This window comes from Escherichia sp. E14V7 (assembly GCF_004212225.1).
Taxonomy (GTDB): domain Bacteria; phylum Pseudomonadota; class Gammaproteobacteria; order Enterobacterales; family Enterobacteriaceae; genus Escherichia.
In genome coordinates this window covers 218,023-238,685 of the sequence record NZ_RHJJ01000014.1, presented here as the reverse complement: position 1 = coordinate 238,685, position 20,663 = coordinate 218,023, and the positions used below count along the sequence as shown (strand labels likewise).

Genomic DNA, 20,663 nt, shown 5'->3' with positions numbered 1-20,663 from the left:
TCAATATCATCAGGAGAGATATTCCGCCACCGGACCAAGCGCCAGGGCAGGGATAAAGGTCAGTGCGCCAACCAGCAACACGGTGCCGATTAACAGGCCAACAAACAGCGGGCCGTGCGTTGGCAGCGTGCCGGAGCTGGCAGGTTGGCTCTTTTTACTCACCAGCGAACCGGCAATTGCCATCACCGGGATAATCACCCCGAAGCGACCGACAAACATGCAGAACGCCAGTAAACAGTTCCAGAACGGAGAGTTGGCGCTTAATCCGGCAAAGGCGCTGCCGTTGTTGTTAGCGGCGGACGACACGGCGTACAGCACTTCGCTAAAACCATGCGGGCCAGAGTTGAGCATGGCGCTACGTCCGGCGTCGGTCATCATCGCCAACGCCGCGCCCATCAGTACCAGTGTTGGAGTAACCAGAATCGCCAGTGCAGTCAGTTTCATCTCACGTACGTCGATTTTTTTACCCAGATATTCCGGTGTACGACCAATCATCAGCCCGGCAATAAACACCGCCAGCAGGACAAACAGCATCATGCCGTAAAGACCAGAACCGACACCGCCGAACACCACTTCACCAATTTGCATCAGCCACATCGGCACCATGCCACCGAGAGCGGTAAACGAATCATGCATCGCTATCACCGCGCCACAGGAAGCCGCCGTAGTCACGACCGCAAACAGGCTACTGACCAGCACGCCGAAACGGCTCTCTTTACCTTCCATATTGATGCTGCTGTCCGCGCCCAGTGCCAGCAGATGCAGATTACCCTGAACTTCTGCCCACATCACCACGCCTACGCAGATGACAAAAATCACTGACATCGCCCACAGCAACATGCGCCCCTGGCGGCGATCGCCCGTCACTTCACCAAAGGCAAAGCACAGCGCTGTTGGGATCAAGAAGATCGCCAGCATCTGCACGAAGTTGGTCAGTGCGGTTGGGTTTTCAAACGGATGCGACGAGTTGGCATTAAAGAAGCCACCGCCGTTAGTACCGAGCATCTTGATCGCTTCCTGAGAAGCTACTGGCCCCATGGGTAACAGCTGTTGCGCTCCTTCAACGGTATTCACTGCCTGATAGGGCAGAAAGTTTTGCAGCGCACCTTGTTGAATAAAAAACAGTGCGATCAACAACGCCACAGGGACTAGCACCCATAACGTGATTCGTAGCAGATCGACCCAGGCATTCCCGAGTGTGCTCATGCTCTGGCGAGTAAACGCACGGATGAAGGCAAAAATCACCGCAATCCCGCTGGCGGCAGAAAGAAAGTTTTGCACCGTTAAGCCCGCCATCTGGCTGAAATAGCTCAACGTGGTTTCACCGCTATAAGATTGCCAGTTGGTATTCGTGACAAAGCTGACGGCAGTATTCAGCGCCAGATCCCACGACAGCCCCGGCAACTGCTGTGGATTAAGCGGCAGATAGTGCTGACCGAGCAACATAAAAAATAGCACCGCAAGCCCCAGCATGTTCAGGCCGAGAATGGCTGAGAGATACTGCTTCCAGTTCATCTCACGGTTAGAGACGCCAGGTAAACGAAAGAGTATACGTTCAACGCCCGCTGTACCGGGAAGAGGTATGTCATTAATCAGTCGCGCCAGCCCGCTGCCTAAAGGACGCGCCAGCACCATTAATACCAGTAAAAACGTGGCAATCAGTAAGAACCCTTGCGCAGCCATCAGAACGCCTCCGCATTGATCAGGGCATAAACCAGATAACCCAGTAATAAAAACACCAGCAACACGCCGGCTATCACGCCTGCACTCACAGTGCACCTCCAGTGGCCTAAAAGTGATACCGGAAGGGTAGAATTCTGGCTGCAAAGATTTCGCAAAAATCTGCGGGCGGGGTGTAAAAAAAGTATAAAAATGGCAAAAGCCATGATTTAACTAATGATTAGTATTAATTTAACCTTTGTGTAACTTAATTACACGGTGAATGTAAATAAACCATCAATAGGCAAAAATAAGTGGTCGGATGAGTAGCAAAATTACACAAAAGGCGGTACTATTTTCATCAGATAAACAAATTCATTTTTCCGGTGCTATTCACCGGGTAGATACAAAAGGGGGAGAAAAGTATGGAACTCTACAGAGAATATCCTGCATGGCTTATCTTTTTACGCCGTACTTATGCGGTTGCAGCGGGCGTTCTGGCGCTGCCTTTCATGCTTTTCTGGAAAGACCGCGCCCGCTTTTACAGCTACCTGCACCGCGTCTGGTCGAAAACCAGCGACAAACCGGTGTGGATGGATCAGGCCGAAAAGGCAACCGGTGATTTTTACTGATTGCTGAGTTCTGAATACATTGAAAACCGCCAGCGGAAACGTTGGCGGTTTTTTTCTTTTCGCCGTCTACACTTACTCCTGTAAACCGTTCAGGAGCAATAATGAATCAGCAACGATTTGATGACAGCACTCTAATCCGTATCTTCGCCCTTCATGAGTTACATCGACTGAAATCACACGGCTTAACGCGCGGAGCGCTTCTCGATTATCACAGCCGCTATAAACTCGTATTTCTGGCGCATTCTCAGCCGGAATACCGCAAACTTGGCCCGTTCGTGGCTGATATTCACCAGTGGCAAAATCTGGATGATTTTTACAACCAGTACCGCCAACGCATAATTGTTTTGCTTTCTCACCCCGCCAACCCGCGCGATCACACCAACGTTTTGATGCACGTTCAGGGTTATTTTCGCCCGCATCTTGATTCCACAGAACGCCAGCAGCTGGCGGCGCTTATCGACAGTTATCGCCGTGGCGAGCAACCGCTTCTTGCGCCGCTGATGCGTATCAAACACTATATGGCGCTTTATCCTGACGCCTGGCTTTCAGGGCAGCGTTATTTCGAACTTTGGCCGCGTGTGATTAATTTGCGCCATGCAGGAGTTTTATGACCATCCATCTGGTCTGGTTTCGCCAGGATTTACGTCTGCACGATAATCTGGCGCTGGCAGCTGCCTGCCGCAATTCGTCTGCACGCGTGCTGGCGTTGTATATCGCTACACCACGCCAGTGGGCGGCGCATAACATGTCGCCGCGTCAGGTTGAACTTATCAATGCTCAACTGAATGGGCTACGAATAGCGCTGGCGGAAAAAGGTATTCCTTTATTGTTCCGTGAAGTGGATGACTTTGTCGCCAGCGTCGAAACAGTTAAACAGGTGTGCGCGGAAAATCGTGTTACCCACCTGTTTTATAACTATCAGTATGAAGTGCATGAGCGGGCGCGGGATGTGCAGGTTGAGAGAGCGCTACGTAACGTGGTGTGTGAAGGATTTGATGACAGCGTGATCCTGCCGCCGGGGGCGGTGATGACTGGCAATCATGAGATGTACAAAGTCTTTACGCCGTTTAAAAACGCCTGGCTGAAACGGCTGCGGGAAGGTGTGCCGGAGTGTGTCGCTGCGCCAAAAGTTCGTAGTAGCGGATCAATAAAGCCCGCGCCATCCATTACGCTGAATTACCCTCGTCAGTCTTTCGATACCGCGCATTTCCCGGTGGAAGAAAAAGCGGCGATTGCGCAATTACGCCAGTTTTGCCAGAACGGTGCCGGAGAATATGAGCAACAACGAGATTTTCCGGCAGTAGAAGGTACCAGTCGTTTGTCCGCCAGCCTGGCAACGGGTGGGTTATCGCCTCGCCAGTGTTTACATCGCCTGTTGGCGGAACAGCAGCAGGCGCTGGAAGGTGGACCGGGTAGCGTCTGGCTTAATGAGCTGATCTGGCGCGAGTTCTACCGCCATTTGATGACGTATTATCCTTCGCTGTGTAAACATCGTCCGTTTATTGCCTGGACGGAGCGTGTGCAGTGGCAGCGCAATCCCGCCCATTTTAAAGCCTGGCAAGAAGGTAAAACGGGATATCCGATTGTCGATGCTGCTATGCGTCAGCTTAACAGCACTGGCTGGATGCATAACCGTCTGCGAATGATTACAGCCAGTTTTCTGGTGAAAGATTTGCTGATCGACTGGCGCGAAGGCGAGCGGTATTTCATGTCACAACTGATTGATGGTGATTTGGCGGCCAATAACGGCGGCTGGCAGTGGGCCGCTTCTACCGGAACCGATGCTGCGCCGTATTTTCGTATTTTTAACCCGACAACCCAGGGCGAGAAATTTGACCGCGAAGGCGAGTTTATCCGCCAGTGGCTACCGGAGTTGCGCGATGTGCTAGGTAAAGCGGTGCATGAGCCGTGGAAGTGGGCGCAGAAAGCAGGTGTGAAGCTGGATTATCCGCAACCGATTGTCGATCACAAAGAGGCGAGGCTGCGAACGCTGGCAGCGTATGAGGCGGCGAGGAGGGGGAAATAACAGACTCGTGCCCAGATGCCGGATGCGGCATGAACGCCTTATCCGGCCTGGCAAATAGTGCAAATTCAATGGACCATCCAGGCCTGATAAGACGCGTTAAGCGTCGCATCAGGCATCGGTGTTGGCGTATTAAGACTCCAGCGCCAGCGCACGGTTTCTGAACTTCAGCGCCTGATACAGCCAAATCATCAGCACCAGTCCTACACACGCCAGCGCACCCCAGGTGATTTGATCAAACACTTCTATATATGCATTGATGGAGTAATTGAGCGCCCCGGAAGCATCAAACGAAGCTTGCGATGTTTGATCGGCAATGACGCCCGCCAGATAGTTAGCAATCGCACCGGAAAGCAGCATGTAAATGCCGGTTAATACGCCGGTCACGCCGGGGATTTCAATACGCGTAATTTGCGACATAGCAACCGGATCGATAAACAGTTCGGCAAACCCCATCACTGCCAGACCAAGCACCATCAGCGGCAGGGAAGAGTGGCCATACATTGCAGACCAGCGAGCGCTTAAGCTCAGAATACAGAACCCGGCGCTCATCAGGCCGAGGCCAAGAGCAAATTTTCCCCAGATGCGCACGGTACGATTACCCGCGACGCTTTCTTTAACCACCCACGCCAGGAACACACCGCACAGCATAACTGCAAAAGCATTAATCGACTGGAACATGGCGGTCGGAACGCTATAACCGAAAATATCGCGATTAACGAAGCGGTCGATATAAAGGCTAATCGAGCTGCCGCCCTGTTGTGCGAAGGCCCAGAACAACATGCTGAAGAAGGTGAGCGTCACAATCAGCCCCAGCTCCTTACGTTGTTTCTGGTTTTCTGCTTTGCGATAAATTTTCGCCAGTACCGCCAGACCAATGATAGTGGCGACAATTAAGGCGTATACCGACCACTCTTTCCAGAACAGTACAGTAATCAGCGCAGGCGTTGCGACCAGCAGAACCAGCAGCCATCCCCAGTTCGGCAGGAGAAAGTTTGTCGCACGCAGCACCTTTTTGTTAACGCCGCGGGTATGTGTGAAATGACGATTGCCGCATAAGAAAATGACCAGACCCGCGATCATGCCAACCGCCGCCAGGCCAAAGCCCATCGCCCAGCTGTACTCTTCCTGGGTGTAACCACAGGCGATAGGGGCAATAATCGATCCCACGTTACCCGCCGCATACATCAGCGAGAAACCGCCATCACGACGTGGATCGGTCGGTTCATACAGTTCACCAAGCAGGCAACTGACGTTGGATTTAAACAGACCATAGCCACAAACGATAATCGCCAGCGACAGATAGAGGAATGACGGGTGGATTTCGCTGGCGCCCAGCACCACATGCCCGACAGCCATCAACAACGCCCCCAGCATTACCGCCATACGGTTGCCGAGCACTTTATCCGCCAGAAAACCGCCGAGGATCGGCGTGACATACACCAGCGAACAATAGGCGCTAAATAACGCGTAAGCGTGGGTGTCGTTGTATTTCAGTTGATTGGTGAGATAGAGAATCAGCAAGGCACGCATGCCGTAGAAGCTAAAATATTCCCAGATTTGTAGCGCGACAACGTAGTAGATAGCGCGCGGCTGTGATGCGTGTTTATTCATAGTAATTCCGCGGTTGGATGCGACACCACGTAATAGTTGCGCGGCGTGCGTGTGTTTCCTTAAAGTTAAAACTTTGATACAGATCTGATTATTTATGCAATATGCTGTCTGATTGCATAAATATACATGAACTATGCATTTATGAGATAAACAATTTGCGCCTTTTGGCGATGGGTTTGTTTCTTAATATGTCGAAAGATTGGCTATCGACGAACAGGCGAGGTAACGCTATGTTAACGGAGTAGCTATCAGAATATGGAAGGCGCAATGATGAAAAACACCGAACTGGAACAACTGATTAACGAGAAATTGAACAGCGCGGCGATAAGTGATTACGCGCCGAATGGTTTGCAGGTGGAAGGCAAAGAGACGGTGCAAAAAATTGTTACCGGTGTCACCGCCAGCCAGGCGCTACTCGATGAAGCGGTACGCCTGGGCGCTGATGCGGTCATTGTGCATCATGGTTATTTCTGGAAAGGGGAATCGCCAGTAATTCGCGGTATGAAGCGTAACCGCTTAAAAACATTGTTGGCGAATGATATCAACCTGTATGGCTGGCATCTGCCACTTGACGCACATCCTGAGCTGGGCAATAACGCGCAACTGGCGTCGTTACTGGGGATCACGGTCATGGGCGAAATTGAGCCGTTGGTGCCGTGGGGCGAACTGACCATGCCGGTACCGGGGCTGGAACTGGCCTCATGGATTGAAGCGCGTCTGGGACGCAAGCCGTTGTGGTGTGGCGACAACGGCCCGGAGGTAGTACAGCGCGTCGCCTGGTGCACCGGTGGCGGGCAAAGTTTTATTGATAGTGCCGCGCGTTTTGGCGTGGATGCATTTATTACGGGTGAAGTTTCTGAACAGACCATTCATTCAGCCCGCGAGCAGGGATTGCATTTTTATGCTGCGGGTCATCACGCTACCGAACGCGGTGGTATTCGCGCGTTGAGCGAGTGGTTGAATGAAAATACCGATCTTGATGTGACCTTTATTGATATTCCTAATCCTGCATAACGACTAGTCAGAGGGATCGAAAGTGCAACGAGCGCGTTGTTATCTGATAGGTGAAACGGCGGTAGTGCTGGAACTGGAACCGCCGGTGACGCTGGCCAGCCAGAAACGGATCTGGCGGCTGGCCCAGCGTCTGGTGGATATGCCGAATGTCGTTGAAGCTATTCCCGGCATGAACAATATCACGGTGATTTTGCGGAACCCTGAATCGCTGGCGCTGGACGCCATAGAGCGTTTGCAACGTTGGTGGGAAGAGAGCGAGGCGCTGGAACCTGAGTCTCGCTTTATCGAAATTCCGGTGGTTTACGGTGGCGCAGGTGGGCCGGATCTGGCGGTGGTTGCGGCGCATTGTGGGTTGAGCGAAAAACAGGTTGTTGAATTGCACTCCTCCGTGGAATACGTGGTCTGGTTTTTAGGTTTTCAACCGGGATTCCCGTATCTCGGGAGTTTGCCGGAACAACTACACACGCCACGGCGCGCTGAACCGCGCTTGCTCGTTCCGGCAGGTTCTGTCGGGATTGGCGGGCCGCAGACCGGTGTTTATCCACTGGCAACGCCGGGCGGCTGGCAGTTGATAGGTCATACTTCGCTCAGTCTGTTTGACCCGACGCGTGACGAACCTATCTTATTGCGTCCGGGAGACAGCGTGCGCTTTGTGCCGCAGAAGGAGGGAGTATGCTGAAGATTATTCGTGCGGGAATGTACACCACCGTGCAGGATGGCGGCCGTCACGGTTTTCGCCAGTCGGGTATCAGCCACTGCGGCGCACTGGATATGCCAGCGCTACGCATTGCTAACCTGCTGGTGGGTAATGATGCCAACGCGCCCGCGCTGGAGATCACGCTCGGTCAGTTAACGGTTGAGTTTGAAAGCGATGGTTGGTTTGCATTGACTGGCGCAGGTTGCGAGGCGCGGCTGGATGATAATGCTGTCTGGACTGGCTGGCGCTTGCCGATGAAAGCAGGCCAGCGTTTAATGCTTAAACGTCCACAACATGGTGTACGTAGCTATCTGGCGGTGGCAGGCGGTATTGATGTGCCACCAGTGATGGGGTCATGCAGCACCGATCTCAAGGTGGGGATTGGTGGGCTGGAAGGGCGTTTACTGAAGGATGGTGACCGACTCCCCATTGGCAAAGCGAAGCGTGATTTTATGGAAGCGCAGGGCGTTAAACAGTTGCTGTGGGGTAACCGGATTCGCGCCTTACCGGGGCCGGAATATCATGAGTTCGATCGCGTCTCGCAGGATGCATTCTGGCGTTCGCCCTGGCAGCTTAGCTCGCAAAGTAACCGGATGGGCTATCGCTTACAGGGGCAAATCTTAAAACGCACCACCGATCGCGAACTGTTATCTCACGGTTTGTTGCCTGGCGTGGTGCAGGTGCCGCATAACGGGCAGCCCATTGTGTTGATGAACGACGCGCAAACTACCGGCGGTTACCCGCGTATTGCCTGTATCATTGAGGCTGATATGTACCATCTGGCGCAAATTCCGCTCGGTCAGCCGATTCATTTTGTCCAGTGTTCACTGGAAGAGGCACTGAAAGCGCGGCAAGATCAACAACGTTATTTCGAACAATTAGCGTGGCGGCTGCACAATGAAAATTGACCTGAACGCCGATCTGGGCGAAGGGAGTTCCAGCGATGCGGAACTTTTAACGCTGGTTTCGTCGGCCAATATTGCCTGTGGATTTCATGCAGGCGATGCGCAAACCATGCTGGTAAGCGTGCGTGAAGCCATAAAAAATGGTGTCGCGATTGGCGCTCACCCGAGCTTTCCCGACAGGGAAAATTTTGGTCGCAGCGCCATGCAGCTGCCGCCAGAAACCGTTTACGCCCAGACACTGTATCAAATTGGCGCGCTGGCAGCGATTGCCCGGGCGGAAGGTGGCGTAATGCGTCATGTTAAACCGCACGGCATGTTATACAACCAGGCAGCGAAAGACGCACAACTGGCAGACGCCATCGCCAGAGCCGTTTACGCCTGCGATCCGGCATTGATTCTCGTCGGGCTGGCAGGAAGCGAGCTGATTCGAGCAGGCGAACGATATGGTCTGGTAACGCGCGAGGAAGTGTTTGCCGATCGCGGCTATCAGGCCGACGGTTCGCTGGTGCCGCGAAGCCAGCCAGGCGCGTTGATTGAAAACGAAGAACAGGCGCTGGCGCAAACGCTGGAGATGGTGCAACACGGCAGAGTCAAAAGTATCACCGGCGAATGGGCAACGGTCGCGGCGCAAACGGTCTGCCTGCATGGCGACGGCGAGCACGCACTGGCGTTCGCCCGCCGGCTACGATCTGCATTTGCCGAAAAGGGGATTGTTGTCGCAGCATAATCCCTCTGAACAAAGAATGAAAAAAGGATATCACCATGCCTGAAGGCCCGGAGATCCGCCGTGCAGCGGATAACCTGGAGGCGGCGATCAAAGGCAAACCACTGACCGATGTCTGGTTTGCCTTCCCGCAGTTAAAACCTTATCAATCACAACTTATTGGTCAGCATGTCACTTATGTGGAAACGCGCGGAAAAGCGTTGCTGACCCATTTTTCGGATGGCTTAACGCTCTATAGCCATAACCAACTCTATGGTGTCTGGCGCGTGGTTGATACTGGCGAAGAGCCGCAGACCACGCGGGTGTTGCGGGTAAAGTTGCAAACAGCCGACAAAACCATTCTGCTTTATAGCGCCTCTGATATTGAAATGTTAACGCCGGAACAACTGACGACGCATCCGTTCTTACAACGCGTTGGCCCCGATGTGCTCGACCCGAATCTGACGCCGGATGTGGTGAAAGAACGGTTATTGTCGCCGCGCTTTCGTAACCGTCAGTTTGCCGGGTTACTGCTTGACCAGGCGTTTCTGGCAGGGCTTGGCAATTATCTGCGCGTGGAGATCCTCTGGCAGGTTGGGTTGACCGGAAATCATAAAGCGAAAGATCTCAACGCGGCGCAACTGGATGCACTCGCACACGCGTTACTGGATATTCCGCGACTTTCTTACGCTACGCGGGGGCAGGTGGATGAAAATAAACATCACGGCGCGCTGTTCCGTTTTAAGGTTTTTCATCGTGATGGCGAACCGTGCGAACGCTGTGGCGGCACCATTGAGAAAACCACGCTGTCATCGCGCCCGTTTTACTGGTGTCCTGGTTGCCAGCACTAGGCCGTTCGCTTCGGCGCATAGGTTGAAATAAACCGCGCAATGGCAGGCCCCGTCAGCAAAATACTGAACAGGCGCAGGGTTTGCATCGCCATAATAAGCGCCATATCGGCATTGCTCCCTGCGGCGATGACCGCCACCGTATCTAGTCCGCCGGGGCTGGTAGCGAGGTAGGCGGTCATAAAATCAATATGCATAAACCAGGTCAGCCCCCACGCCATCGCGGCGCAGATGGCGAGCAGAGCAAATATCGACAGCAGGATTTGCGGCAGCGGACGCAATGCCCGCAGTAAGATTTGTTTATCGAAGCCCAGACCAATTCGCCAGCCAATCGCCATATAAGCTATCGCCAGCAGCCATTCCGGTAACTCAATCGTGATGAACTCACCAGACTGGAGCACCGCACCTGCCAGCATCGGGATAAGCATCGTGCCGGAAGGAAGACGTAGCAGGCATCCCGCCGTACCCGCAATGACCGCGAGCAGGATGGTGAACAGGAGATGAATGCTCACTGGCGGAAACCATACTATCTGCTGGTTAACCGCTTCAGCGTTATCGCCCAGCATCATTCGGGTGACCAGAACAGCGGCCCCCGCGACAAACAGTACCCGCAGATACTGCATAAACGCCACCAGGCGGATATCTGCGCCGTAATCCTGCGCCATCGCGACCATTGCCGCCGCACCACCAGGCGAGGAGCCCCAGGCACCCGTATTTCCGGGCAGTGAGCTATAGCGCACCAGTAACCATCCCACGATAGCACTGGAAAGCAGCGTCACCAGCAAAATAGCTAACACAATCGGCCAGTTAACCGCCAGCGTGGTCAGGATCGAACCGGTCAGGTTTTGCGCAATCATGCAGCCAAGAATGGCCTGCGCAGCGAGAAAAGCGGAGCGGGGGAGTTGCAGGGTAACCCCGCGCATACTGAAGATGATCCCGGCGATCATTGGTCCAAGCAGGAGTGCCGCCGGGAGATGTAAAGCGAGGAAGCCAATAGAAAGGAGAAGTGACAGAACACATAACATTCCCCACTGTAGCACTGGCATCCGTCACTCCCTGTTTAACTTACCTTTGGTGTATCGATACAGCATAAAGAATGCGCCTTAACGAAAAAATAGCGGTAATCAAGAAAAAGACAGATTTTGGCTAAAGGGCGTATTAAGTACCGTTGTCTCCCTCTCGTTTGTAAAAGAGGGAAGAGTAAACGATTGAACTGAAATAAGTCTTATCCAGTGCGCCGTAAAACCCCGTTCTTCAGGGCGGGGATATAAGGCGCGGTTTTCCACCTAACCAGGTGTTTGCTGTTGTTCAATGTATTGGCGGATGACGGATATTGGCGCACCTCCGCAGCTACTGGCAAAATAACTGGGACTCCACAAAACGCCTTTGTGGTAATACCTGACTGCAATATCTGGTCGATCTCGTCGCAGTAATCTACTCGATACGCCTTTGAGGCTGTTTACCAGACTGGATATCGCCAGCTTGGGTGGATAGTTAATTAACAAATGGACGTGATCTTGTTCGCCATCCATTTCAACCAGTTCAGCTTCAAAATCAGCACATACATTTGAAAAGTAAGTGCGTAGTTTTTCTGTCGCGTCATAGTCAAAAATCTGACGTCGGTATTTAGTAACGAAGATCAGGTGAACATGCTTCAGGAAAACACAATGCCTTCCGCGTCGGATATCGGTTTCTTTTTTCATGGGCCAAAGTATGATTTGGCCCATGAAACGACTACAAGCATTCAAATTCCAGTTAAGACCAGGTGGTCAACAGGAGCGTGAAATGAGGTGCTTCGCAGGCGCATGTCGTTTCGTTTTCAATCGTGCTCTGGCACGTCAGAATGAGAATCATGAGGCCGGTAATAAATACATCCCTTACGCGAAAATGGCTTCCTGGCTGGTTGAGTGGAAAAATGCAACTGAAACACAATGGCTTAAAGATGCTCCAGCACAGCCATTGCAACAGTCACTGAAAGACCTTGAGCGAGCCTACAAAAATTTCTTCCAGAAGCGTGCGGCTTTTCCCCGATTCAAAAAGCGGGGACAGAATGATGCATTCCGCTACCCACAGGGCGTTAAGCTCGATCAGGAAAACAGCCGTATTTTTCTGCCGAAACTTGGCTGGATGCGCTACCGGAATAGCCGTCAGGTCACGGGTGTTGTGAAAAATGTCACTGTCAGCCAGTCCTGCGGTAAGTGGTACATCAGTATTCAGACAGAAAGTGAAGTATCCACTCCTGTTCACCCTTCAGTATCAATGGTCGGACTGGATGCTGGCGTGGCGGTCAGATACTGGCTGTTCCGCCAGCGTACACAAGCCAGCGTTGCGCGTGCTGTGGTCATACAGCGAAAGAAAATCGCCTGTCACAAAGTAAATTCAGATGCCAGGTATGTGGATATACAGCGAACGCCGATGTAAACGGCGCTCGTAACATTTTAGCGGCGGGGCACGCCGTTCTTGCCTGTGGAGGGATGGTGCAGTCAGGCCGCCCGTTGAAGCAGGAACCCACCGAAATGATTCAGGCGACAGGCTGAACGTAGCAGGGATCCTCGTCATTCAGGGCGTGGAGGATGTCAAGGCGAGGAATTATTGATCAGTGCACTGACCGGGCTGTCGAAGTGTGATTTCATGGCCTGAGTCGCCGTTTCGACATCTCTGGCACACACAGCGTCGCAGATTTTCTGGTGTAGTGTGATGATGTGATTGCCATACTCTTTTTGATCGCTTTGGGCGTTTAACCCCTCCTGGATGGATTGCCGCAACTGCTGATGTAATGCCTGCAATAACATCATAAAAAGCGGATTTTTTGAGGCAACGGCGAGTAACTGATGGAAGCGGATATCATGGGTGATAAAGCTTTCGACATCATCGAACTGTTCGCGGATTTTTGCCATTTCAGCCCGTAGGTTAGCAAAATCTTCCTCTTCGCCATTACGGGCAGCCGCTTCCACAACGCCCAACTCCAGCCAGCGGCGTACTTGCAAAATTTGCTCTGTTGTCACTTGTTCGGTCGCCAGGGCAAATCCAAACACCACGCGCAGCACTTCATCATCAAATTTTTTGATTCGTGGCACTTTACCGCTGTGCGTTTCCAGAATCCCCAGGGCGGCAAGTGAACGATAGGCCTCACGCACAATACCCCGACTGACACCCAATTTCTGAATCAACTGAACTTCACTGGGAACTGGCATCCCCGGTGTCAATTTTTGTTCGGCGATCAGATTAAGAATATGATTTTTGACCTGTGACGATAACGTTACGCTGGTCAATAACGCACTCTCACTCATTTTCACTCCTGTTGTACTTTTTCCTGGTCGGTAAAATCCAGAATACCGGGACTGTATCCTTCATATTTTCCTCCAGAACCCTTGATTATCAATAGACTACTGCGCCTGTGCGCCCGCCATGCAGTGCGAATCAAAGACATATTGTGTGAAAGAGTGGCGAAGAAATAGTAAATACACAACTTTTTCGTGACGCCCTTCGCAGTATTGTGCGCTTTTTCTTCTTACCCTGTAAACCTGTTAAACAGGCTTACAGGTAAATGTGATGTGGAAGAGTGATAACGAACTTTTTGCGTTGATGAAAACCCGGCTATTTACCGCCGTGGTTGGCGATATTCTCGACACGCTGGGCTATATGCACCAGTTTGTTTCTCCGGCAATCAAGCCGCTGGATGTGAATATGGTGGTGGCAGGCCGGGCAATGCCGGTGCTGGAGTCGGACGTTTACGAAACCAAATCGACGTCGGGTAAGACGGCGATTGGCGAAAAACCGTTTGGCATCATGTTTGAAGCGCTGGATGCCCTCAAAGAGAACGATGTTTACATCACTACGGGCAGCTCTCTGCGCTATGCGTTGTGGGGCGGGTTGATGTCTACCCGAGCCATGCATCTGAAAGCAGCAGGTGCGGTACTCGATGGTTACGCCCGTGACTCTGCTGAAATTCTTGAACTGAAATTTCCCACCTTTTGTCATGGCACTTACGCACAGGATCAAGGTCCGCGCGGCAAGGTCATCGACTTCGGCGTACCCATTGAATTTCACGGTGTGCGGGTGAATCCGGGCGATATCGTGTTTGGCGATCGTGACGGATTACTGATTATTCCCCAGGTCGTTGAGAAAGAAGTTATTACCCAGGCTCTGGAAAAAGTGGCAACTGAAAGTGAAGTGCGCAAAGCCATCAGTGATGGCATGAGCACGGTACAGGCCTTTGAAACCTTCGGCGTAATGTAAGGAGAGCAACGAATGAAGGCATTAACCATTGAGCAGGGAAGTCAGGCGCGATTTGTTGATATCCCCGAACCTGTCTGCGGTAAAGGAGAAGTGCTAATCAATGTTGAGCGTGTCGGACTGTGTGGTTCTGACCTCAATACCTGGCGGGGGCTGAATCCGCTGGTTAATTATCCCTGTATTCCGGGGCATGAAATTGGCGGCACGGTGCTGGCAACTGGCGATATGGCGGGAGCGATCAAGCCGGGTGACCGGGTGGTCGTTCTGCCTTGCACTGAATGTGGTGTGTGCAGCTCCTGTCTGAGCGGTCGTCCTAACGCTTGTAAGAACAACCAGACTCTCGGTGTGCAACGTCAGGGTGGGATGGCGCAACAACTGACGATGCCTGCACATAAAGTCATTGTCTGTAATGCCTTAAGTGTTGATGAGTTAGCGCTGGTAGAACCGCTGGCCGTGGGGCTACATGCGGCCAGACGTGCGCAAATTAATGTGGGTGAATGGGTCGCAGTTATCGGTTGTGGGGTAATTGGCCTTGGCGCTATCGCCGCGGCATCCGCCATGGGCGCACGCGTAATTGCTATCGATATTGATGATCGCAAGCAGAACATTGCCCAGTCGTGCGGTGCGCAACGTTTTCTTAATTCGCAGCAATGTGACGTGGCGGCAGAACTGGCGCTGTTAAATGACAGTCGCGGCCCGGAAGTGGTGATTGAAGCGGTGGGGAATCAACAAACCATTGAACAGGCTACAGGGCTGGTGGCGTTTAGCGGTCGTGTGGTTTATGTCGGTTACGCCAAACAGCCAGTGAGTTATCAGAGTGCGCAGTTCCTGATGAAAGAACTGGATATCCGTGGTTCGCGCAATGCCACCGTGGCGGATTTTCGTGCCGTGCTGGCATTGATGGAGTCCGGGCGTTATCCGGTCAGCAATCTGGTGAGCGCTCACTACCCGCTGGAACAGGCCGATCACGCTTTTAGCGACTGGGTAAGTGATCCCGGCGCGTATACCAAAATCCTCATTGACCTTTAAGGAGACACTTCATGAATGCTTTTTCTTTACATAACAAAACCGCGCTGATTACAGGGGCGGCCAGTGGACTGGGGCTGGCAATGGCCAAATGCATGATAGTCAGCGGGGCGAAGGTCATTATTGCTGACCTGAACGGCGAACTGGCGCAAGCGACCGCCGGAACATTAGGTTCGCAGGCCAGTTGGATACAAATGGATGTCGGGGATACCGCAGCCGCGCAGGAAAAAGTTGATGCGCTTGTTAGCGAACACGGGGCTATCGATATCCTGGTCAATAACGCAGGCAATCACTGCAAAAAACCGATTGAAGAGATGAGCGTCAGTGATTTTGAGTCAGTGCTCGACGTTCACGTGGTCGGTGCATTTGCGTTAACCAAAGCCCTTGTGCCGCATATGAAACAACGCGGTCAAGGTTGTGTGCTGTTTACCGCCTCTATGACCTCATTTCTTGGGCAGCCTCTGGTTACTGGCTACAGCGCTGCGAAGTCAGCCTATCTCGGCATGATTCGCGGTATGACCACGGAGCTTGCCGGACACGGGATTCGCGTCAATGGTATTGCGCCTGGTTGGATCGATACACCAATGTTGCGTAAGGCCATTGAAGGCGATGACGAACGCCGTAACAAAATCCTGGGTCGTACACCGATGAAAAAATTCGGCAAGCCAGAAGATATCGGTTGGGCTGCGGTTTATTTGGCTTCGGACGCAGCGGCGTTTGTCAGTGGTCAGGTGCTGGTGGTCGATGGCGGTGCATTAATCGGCTTCTGATGTACGGAGGAATTATGCGCAAACGTGCGTTAAAGCTTCATGCCAGAGATAACTGCGTGGTCGCGCTGAATGACATCGCCAGTGGCGATGTTGTCTGGTGGGATGGGGGGGAAATGGTGGCCTGTAGTTCCGTCACGCTGGGTCACAAACTGGCCTGCGAAGCGCTGAACAATGGTGATTCGATTCTGAAATACGGCGCCATTATCGGACATGCCACTCGCGATATTGCCATGGGTGAACATGTGCATTCCCATAATCTTGCCAGCAATGCCATCGCCATTTTTCATCATGATGATGCCGGCTATCAGCCAGAGGAAAAAGCATAATGGAAGGTTATGTACGGCAAAATGGCCGACCGGGTATTCGTAATACTGTGCAGGTAATCTTTATGGTGGAGTGTGCCAGCCACGTCGCTAAAAAGATTGCCGAGGGATTTCCTTGTCACGATGTGCAGTATTTTGGTTTTTCAGGTTGTTATCCCAGCGATTACGGCTATCGGCTGGTGAAAAATCTGGCGACGCATAGCAACGTAGGTGGTGTACTGATTATTTCGCTGGGATGCGAGAATTTCGATCGCCGTCGGCTGGAGCAAGAAGTTCGCGAAAGCGGGCGACCGTGTCATACGCTGGTGATTCAGGAAAATAAAGGCACGACCAACACCATTACTCTGGGTAAGCAGTTGGTCGCTGAAATGCTGGAACAGCTTACGGATACACCGCGTTGTATTCTGAACTGGAGCGACCTGGTGGTTGGTACTATCTGCGGTGGTTCCGATGGCACCAGTGGTATCACGGGTAATCCGGCAGTAGGACGCGCCTTTGACCAGTTGCTGGAGAAAGGGGCTACCTGCATTTTTGAAGAAAGCGGTGAGTTGCTTGGTTGTGAGCAGCATATGATGTCGCGTGCGGGTAGCCCGCAGGCACGTGATGCCATCGAAATGGCAATGACAAAAGCAGAGCGTTATTACAGTTTGATGGGGCTGGGGAGTTTTTCTAACGGTAATGCTGAAGGCGGCTTAACCACTCAGGAAGAAAAATCCCTTGGGGCTTATACCAAGTCGGGCGATGCGCTGATTGCTGGCGTTATTTTACCGACGCAACAAACGCCCTTTCCTGGGCTTTGGTTGATGGACGTGGTGCCTGATGGTGAGCCTCGTTTTGGTTATCCGAATATTAACGATTCCTCAGAAGCACTGGAACTTATCGCCTCTGGCTGTCATATGGTGTTATTTACCACAGGTCGCGGTTCAGTTATTGGTTCAGTGATCGCACCCATTATTAAAGTGTGTAATAACCCACAGACGTGGGAGCATTTATCTGACGATATGGACGTTAATGCCGGTCGTGTAATTAGCGAAGGCGCAACGCTCGACGATATTGCAGACGATATTATGCAGGTGATTGAACATGTCGCCAACGGTCAATATTGTGCCGCAGAACGACTGGAACATCAGGAGTTTGTTTTAACGTATAAAGCATTTGATTACAGCAAAAGTGCAGTCTGTCGGGCAGATCCCCGTTAATCGATAAAGCTCTTACAGGTAATAATAATGAAAAAATTACTGACGCCCTTTTTATTTCTTTTCGCTTTATTAAGTCCGATGCTGAATGCCGCGCCGGTCACTATCAAAATCGCCTATGAAAGTAACCCCGGCGAGCCAGCGGATACAGTAGTGAAGCACTGGGCAGAACTTGTGAAGAAAAAAAGCAATGGAGATATTGTTTTCGAACTTTATCCAAGTTCACAATTAGGTTCTAAACAAGATATTACAGAGCAAGCGTTGATGGGGATGAATATTATCACCATCAGTGATGTTGGTTTTTTAACTGACTATGATGCAGACCTGGGAATATTATTTGGGCCTTATTTAACTGAAGATCCGCAGAAACTGTTTGCGATTTATGCCAGCGACTGGTTTAAACAGAAAGAACAAAAGCTGCGGGAAAAAGGTGTGCATATTGTCATGAGCAACTATCTGTACGGTACCCGGCAGATCATTGCTAAAAAACCAATTCGTACACCGGAAGACCTGAAAGGGATGAAGATCCGCGTGCCGAATAACGTCATGCAGATTAAAGCCATTGAAGCAATGGGCGCAACCCCAACGCCAATGCCGCTGGGCGACGTTTATCCGGCGCTGACTCAGGGGATGATCGATGGTGTGGAAAACCCGGTTTCTGTTCTGTATGGGCAAAAACTGCATGAGCAGGCGAAATATCTGTCAATGGTGAACTATCTGACCAATACATCATTATGGTTGGGTGGCGAAGCGTTTTTCAGTACCCTGACACCTGCGCAGTTAGATATTATTCACCAGACAGCGTATGAAGCTGGTTTATATAGCCAGAAAATTACCACCGAGCAGGATGCGGCAATGTTGAAAACCATGCAGGAGCAGGGCGTAGAAATTATCTATCCTGACGTGGCTCCTTTCAAAGAAAAAGCCTTAAAAGTGTACCAACAATTCCCGGAATGGACCCCTGGTTTATATGACACCATTCAGCAACAGCTGAAATAACTTCATGGCATAAGGACAGGTCGGTGTTTCGGCACCGACCGTTAAGAGCAGAGGTGTTTATGCGTCTTTTCGGGAAAGTGATTGAAGTTTCTGCGGTATTAACACTCTTTTTATTGGTAATAATGACCATTGCTGCGGTAATAATGCGTTACTGTTTTAATATGCCATTGCAGTGGACAGAGGAAGTTTCCGGTTTATTAATGGTTTGGGTAGTCATGTTTGGTGCGGTTGTTGCTGAACGAGATAATACCCATTTATCAATTCCATTTTTAGCTGATGCGCTGACACCACGCTGGCAACGTATTTTAACGTTATTTGTCTCTCTGGTATCTATTATTTTACTGATTGTGATGGCCTGGTCAGCATGGAAATTAGCTGCCGGAACAGCATTTAAAACCACGCAAATATTAAAAATATCCTGGTTTTGGATCGATATTGCGGTCACGGTTGGTGCAATCGGTATCGCCTGTTTTACTGCCTTACACCTGATCAAGAAAACGCCACGCAAGGAAGGTGAATAATGACCGCATTGAGTGAATTACTGGCGGGAAGCTGGCTGATGATCATTCCGCTGATGTTCATCTGTTTATTTATCAATATGCCGGTATGGCTGGCGATGTTTTGCGGCATTCTGACCTACTTCCTTTGCTATTCAAACGTGCCGTTAATGGTGGCAATTCAGCGTTTGATTGCCACGACGCAAACCCCTTCGCTGTTAGCTATTCCATTTTTTATCTTATTAGGCACGTTAATGAGCTATACCGGTATTGCCGCACGTATTTTGCAAATTGCCAACGTGTTGATTGGCAGAATGCGCGGTGGTCTGGGTGGGGCTAATATTCTGGTCAGTACCATGATGGGCGGCGTCAGCGCCTCAAACCTGGCGGATGCCGCGATGTTATCGCGCATGATGGTGCCGGAAATGGAACAGAAAGGCTATTCCCGTGGCTTTGCGGCGGCGATAACGGCAAGTGGCTCGCTGATTACACCAATCATTCCACCGGGTATTGCGCTGATCCTGTATGGACTGGTGGCGGATGTCTCCATCGGTTCCATGTTTATGGCCGGGATCCTGCCCGGTCTGTTGTGTTCCGCTATGTTGATCGTCACCGTATGGCTGGTGGCTATTCGTCGCGGATTAAAACCTTCCAGCGAACACTGGCCAAAACCGAAAGAAGTGTCAGTGGCGCTGGTGCAGGCCTGGCCTGCACTGTTTTTAATCGTTGCGGTTATCGGCGGCATTCGGGCAAATATCTTCACGCCAACAGAAGCCGGAGCTGTAGCAGTATTATTGGTGATATTTATTGGTTTTGTCATTTATCGCGAACTGAAAATCAGCCATGTATTTACTGCACTCTCTGAGACGGCGCGTTCCACGGCATCGGTCATGTTAATCATTATGGCGAGTGCGGCGCTGGGCTGGATATTTTCCCTTGAGCGGGCCGGTATAACAGTTGCGGAGTTTGTGACCTCTCTGACCGATAATAAATACGTCTTTTTATTGATTATTAATCTATTGCTGCTGGTGCTTGGCATGTTCCTTGAAGGCAGTGCCATCTTGCTGATATTAGTGCCGTTGCTCAAACCAGTAGTGGCGCATTTTGGCATTGATCCGGTGCATTTTGGCATCATTATGATCCTCAACTTATCGTTAGGAACGTTATCACCACCTGTCGGAACGGTGATGCTGCTGGTGTGTAATACCGTACAGGTTTCTGTCGGGCAATTTATGCGAGAAGGGGTGCCACTACTGATCAGTCTTATTTTACTTCTGTTGGTCATTACCTATATTCCGGCAATATCTTTACTGCTGGTTTGAACAATAAATGTAATACCCTTTGATTGAGTATGACCCCCGTGATTTTTTCGGGGGTATTTTACCAGGAGGCTTTTGCATTATTTTTTCTATGGTCAACCGATGGGGTGTTTTTTTAAATAATTTAGAGTATATGCTGGTTAGAAAACGTTCTGACCAGAAGGCCAGAACGTTGATAACAATATAACGACAGTGATACACA

At 51.3% G+C, this 20,663-nt stretch carries 22 protein-coding genes and 1 pseudogene; 17 read left to right on the top strand and 6 right to left on the bottom strand.

Features of this window, described 5'->3' with window-relative positions; all coding sequences use genetic code 11:
- Positions 1 to 9 precede the first annotated feature (9 nt).
- Positions 10 to 1,683 carry a potassium-transporting ATPase subunit KdpA gene (kdpA, locus tag D9741_RS17145; RefSeq protein ID WP_130215024.1) on the bottom strand — a complete coding sequence of 558 codons (1,674 nt, stop codon included), beginning with the start codon at positions 1,681 to 1,683 and terminating at the stop codon, positions 10 to 12.
- On the bottom strand, positions 1,683 to 1,772 hold the full coding sequence (gene kdpF, locus D9741_RS17140) for a K(+)-transporting ATPase subunit F (protein ID WP_001365534.1): 90 nt from the start codon (positions 1,770 to 1,772) through the stop codon (positions 1,683 to 1,685). Before kdpF ends, kdpA begins: the two co-directional genes overlap by 1 nt.
- 312 nt (positions 1,773 to 2,084) lie before the next feature.
- On the opposite strand from kdpF, the gene D9741_RS17135 reads away from it, so the two are divergent.
- The 3 genes from D9741_RS17135 (at position 2,085) to phrB (ending at position 4,317) form a co-directional block, all read left to right on the top strand.
- Positions 2,085 to 2,291: a YbfA family protein gene (locus D9741_RS17135; RefSeq protein ID WP_000424924.1), complete on the top strand. Its 207-nt coding sequence runs from the start codon at positions 2,085 to 2,087 to the stop codon at positions 2,289 to 2,291.
- Positions 2,292 to 2,392: 101 nt separating this feature from the next.
- Entirely contained in the window at positions 2,393 to 2,902 is a 510-nt protein-coding gene (locus tag D9741_RS17130; RefSeq protein WP_130215022.1) for a YbgA family protein, read from the top strand.
- Positions 2,899 to 4,317 carry a deoxyribodipyrimidine photo-lyase gene (gene phrB, locus D9741_RS17125; protein WP_130215020.1) on the top strand — a complete coding sequence of 473 codons (1,419 nt, stop codon included), beginning with the start codon at positions 2,899 to 2,901 and terminating at the stop codon, positions 4,315 to 4,317. The genes D9741_RS17130 and phrB overlap by 4 nt, the downstream gene beginning before the upstream one ends.
- Positions 4,318 to 4,446: 129 nt before the next feature.
- On the opposite strand, the gene dtpD is transcribed toward phrB, so the two are convergent.
- The gene (gene dtpD, locus D9741_RS17120) at positions 4,447 to 5,928 is read right to left on the bottom strand and encodes a dipeptide permease DtpD (protein WP_130215018.1); all 1,482 of its coding nucleotides are present in this window, start codon (positions 5,926 to 5,928) and stop codon (positions 4,447 to 4,449) included.
- A gap of 270 nt (positions 5,929 to 6,198) precedes the next feature.
- On the opposite strand from dtpD, the gene ybgI reads away from it, so the two are divergent.
- Genes ybgI through nei form a run of 5 tightly spaced genes read left to right on the top strand, consistent with a single transcriptional unit; the run spans position 6,199 to position 10,098 of the window.
- Positions 6,199 to 6,942 (top strand): radiation resistance protein YbgI, encoded by a 744-nt coding sequence (gene ybgI / locus D9741_RS17115; protein ID WP_130215061.1) that lies wholly within the window; start codon positions 6,199 to 6,201, stop codon positions 6,940 to 6,942.
- Between the two features lie 22 nt (positions 6,943 to 6,964).
- Complete coding sequence (pxpB, locus tag D9741_RS17110) at positions 6,965 to 7,621, top strand: 5-oxoprolinase subunit PxpB (RefSeq protein WP_130215016.1); 657 nt, start codon at positions 6,965 to 6,967, stop codon at positions 7,619 to 7,621.
- On the top strand, positions 7,615 to 8,547 hold the full coding sequence (pxpC, locus tag D9741_RS17105; protein ID WP_130215014.1) for a 5-oxoprolinase subunit PxpC: 933 nt from the start codon (positions 7,615 to 7,617) through the stop codon (positions 8,545 to 8,547). Before pxpB ends, pxpC begins: the two co-directional genes overlap by 7 nt.
- Positions 8,537 to 9,271, top strand: a complete 735-nt coding sequence (gene pxpA / locus D9741_RS17100) for a 5-oxoprolinase subunit PxpA (RefSeq protein ID WP_130215012.1) — start codon at positions 8,537 to 8,539, stop codon at positions 9,269 to 9,271. The genes pxpC and pxpA overlap by 11 nt, the downstream gene beginning before the upstream one ends.
- A 35-nt stretch (positions 9,272 to 9,306) precedes the next feature.
- Positions 9,307 to 10,098, top strand: coding sequence for an endonuclease VIII (gene nei / locus D9741_RS17095; RefSeq protein WP_130210750.1), 792 nt, complete (start codon positions 9,307 to 9,309; stop codon positions 10,096 to 10,098).
- On the opposite strand, the gene D9741_RS17090 is transcribed toward nei, so the two are convergent.
- A complete protein-coding gene (locus D9741_RS17090) occupies positions 10,095 to 11,141 on the bottom strand; it encodes an AbrB family transcriptional regulator (protein ID WP_130215010.1) in 1,047 nt (348 codons plus the stop codon). The two genes, nei and D9741_RS17090, sit on opposite strands and share 4 nt — an antisense overlap.
- A gap of 240 nt (positions 11,142 to 11,381) precedes the next feature.
- Positions 11,382 to 11,798 carry an IS200/IS605 family transposase gene (gene tnpA, locus D9741_RS17085; protein WP_165383460.1) on the bottom strand — a complete coding sequence of 139 codons (417 nt, stop codon included), beginning with the start codon at positions 11,796 to 11,798 and terminating at the stop codon, positions 11,382 to 11,384.
- Positions 11,799 to 11,820: 22 nt separating this feature from the next.
- Between tnpA and D9741_RS17080 the strand changes: the two are divergent.
- Positions 11,821 to 12,632: pseudogene (locus D9741_RS17080) on the top strand (transposase).
- Between the two features lie 39 nt (positions 12,633 to 12,671).
- Here the strand turns inward: D9741_RS17080 and D9741_RS17070 are convergent.
- On the bottom strand, positions 12,672 to 13,385 hold the full coding sequence (locus D9741_RS17070) for a FadR/GntR family transcriptional regulator (protein WP_130209844.1): 714 nt from the start codon (positions 13,383 to 13,385) through the stop codon (positions 12,672 to 12,674).
- A 262-nt stretch (positions 13,386 to 13,647) separates the two neighbouring features.
- Between D9741_RS17070 and D9741_RS17065 the strand changes: the two genes are divergently transcribed.
- From D9741_RS17065 to D9741_RS17030, 8 genes are read left to right on the top strand one after another with little or no spacing between them, the layout of a single operon-like run.
- Positions 13,648 to 14,334 (top strand): RraA family protein, encoded by a 687-nt coding sequence (locus tag D9741_RS17065; protein ID WP_033546392.1) that lies wholly within the window; start codon positions 13,648 to 13,650, stop codon positions 14,332 to 14,334.
- 12 nt (positions 14,335 to 14,346) lie between these two features.
- Positions 14,347 to 15,360: a zinc-binding alcohol dehydrogenase family protein gene (locus D9741_RS17060; protein ID WP_130215006.1), complete on the top strand. Its 1,014-nt coding sequence runs from the start codon at positions 14,347 to 14,349 to the stop codon at positions 15,358 to 15,360.
- An 11-nt stretch (positions 15,361 to 15,371) separates the two neighbouring features.
- Positions 15,372 to 16,127 carry an SDR family NAD(P)-dependent oxidoreductase gene (locus D9741_RS17055; protein ID WP_130215004.1) on the top strand — a complete coding sequence of 252 codons (756 nt, stop codon included), beginning with the start codon at positions 15,372 to 15,374 and terminating at the stop codon, positions 16,125 to 16,127.
- Between the two features lie 14 nt (positions 16,128 to 16,141).
- Positions 16,142 to 16,453: a UxaA family hydrolase gene (locus D9741_RS17050; protein WP_130215002.1), complete on the top strand. Its 312-nt coding sequence runs from the start codon at positions 16,142 to 16,144 to the stop codon at positions 16,451 to 16,453.
- A complete protein-coding gene (locus D9741_RS17045; protein WP_130215000.1) occupies positions 16,453 to 17,649 on the top strand; it encodes a UxaA family hydrolase in 1,197 nt (398 codons plus the stop codon). Before D9741_RS17050 ends, D9741_RS17045 begins: the two co-directional genes overlap by 1 nt.
- A gap of 27 nt (positions 17,650 to 17,676) precedes the next feature.
- The gene (locus tag D9741_RS17040) at positions 17,677 to 18,645 is read left to right on the top strand and encodes a C4-dicarboxylate TRAP transporter substrate-binding protein (protein ID WP_130214998.1); all 969 of its coding nucleotides are present in this window, start codon (positions 17,677 to 17,679) and stop codon (positions 18,643 to 18,645) included.
- 59 nt (positions 18,646 to 18,704) lie between these two features.
- A complete protein-coding gene (locus D9741_RS17035) occupies positions 18,705 to 19,166 on the top strand; it encodes a TRAP transporter small permease (protein ID WP_130214996.1) in 462 nt (153 codons plus the stop codon).
- Positions 19,166 to 20,464, top strand: coding sequence for a TRAP transporter large permease (locus D9741_RS17030; RefSeq protein WP_130214994.1), 1,299 nt, complete (start codon positions 19,166 to 19,168; stop codon positions 20,462 to 20,464). The genes D9741_RS17035 and D9741_RS17030 overlap by 1 nt, the downstream gene beginning before the upstream one ends.
- Positions 20,465 to 20,663 lie beyond the last annotated feature (199 nt).

Bases quoted from the DNA above. Each gene is read 5' to 3' on its own strand.
- D9741_RS17035 (WP_130214996.1), top strand. From the start codon at position 18,705: ATGCGTCTTTTCGGGAAAGTGATTGAAGTTTCTGCGGTATTAACACTC.
- D9741_RS17055 (WP_130215004.1), top strand. From the start codon at position 15,372: ATGAATGCTTTTTCTTTACATAACAAAACCGCGCTGATTACAGGGGCG.
- nei (WP_130210750.1), top strand. From the start codon at position 9,307: ATGCCTGAAGGCCCGGAGATCCGCCGTGCAGCGGATAACCTGGAGGCG.
- D9741_RS17045 (WP_130215000.1), top strand. From the start codon at position 16,453: ATGGAAGGTTATGTACGGCAAAATGGCCGACCGGGTATTCGTAATACT.
- D9741_RS17060 (WP_130215006.1), top strand. From the start codon at position 14,347: ATGAAGGCATTAACCATTGAGCAGGGAAGTCAGGCGCGATTTGTTGAT.
- D9741_RS17050 (WP_130215002.1), top strand. From the start codon at position 16,142: ATGCGCAAACGTGCGTTAAAGCTTCATGCCAGAGATAACTGCGTGGTC.
- dtpD (WP_130215018.1), bottom strand. From the start codon at position 5,928: ATGAATAAACACGCATCACAGCCGCGCGCTATCTACTACGTTGTCGCG.
- pxpC (WP_130215014.1), top strand. From the start codon at position 7,615: ATGCTGAAGATTATTCGTGCGGGAATGTACACCACCGTGCAGGATGGC.
- D9741_RS17135 (WP_000424924.1), top strand. From the start codon at position 2,085: ATGGAACTCTACAGAGAATATCCTGCATGGCTTATCTTTTTACGCCGT.
- D9741_RS17030 (WP_130214994.1), top strand. From the start codon at position 19,166: ATGACCGCATTGAGTGAATTACTGGCGGGAAGCTGGCTGATGATCATT.
- phrB (WP_130215020.1), top strand. From the start codon at position 2,899: ATGACCATCCATCTGGTCTGGTTTCGCCAGGATTTACGTCTGCACGAT.
- tnpA (WP_165383460.1), bottom strand. From the start codon at position 11,798: ATGAAAAAAGAAACCGATATCCGACGCGGAAGGCATTGTGTTTTCCTG.
- D9741_RS17130 (WP_130215022.1), top strand. From the start codon at position 2,393: ATGAATCAGCAACGATTTGATGACAGCACTCTAATCCGTATCTTCGCC.
- D9741_RS17070 (WP_130209844.1), bottom strand. From the start codon at position 13,385: ATGAGTGAGAGTGCGTTATTGACCAGCGTAACGTTATCGTCACAGGTC.
- ybgI (WP_130215061.1), top strand. From the start codon at position 6,199: ATGAAAAACACCGAACTGGAACAACTGATTAACGAGAAATTGAACAGC.
- D9741_RS17040 (WP_130214998.1), top strand. From the start codon at position 17,677: ATGAAAAAATTACTGACGCCCTTTTTATTTCTTTTCGCTTTATTAAGT.
- D9741_RS17090 (WP_130215010.1), bottom strand. From the start codon at position 11,141: ATGCCAGTGCTACAGTGGGGAATGTTATGTGTTCTGTCACTTCTCCTT.
- D9741_RS17065 (WP_033546392.1), top strand. From the start codon at position 13,648: ATGTGGAAGAGTGATAACGAACTTTTTGCGTTGATGAAAACCCGGCTA.
- kdpA (WP_130215024.1), bottom strand. From the start codon at position 1,683: ATGGCTGCGCAAGGGTTCTTACTGATTGCCACGTTTTTACTGGTATTA.
- pxpA (WP_130215012.1), top strand. From the start codon at position 8,537: ATGAAAATTGACCTGAACGCCGATCTGGGCGAAGGGAGTTCCAGCGAT.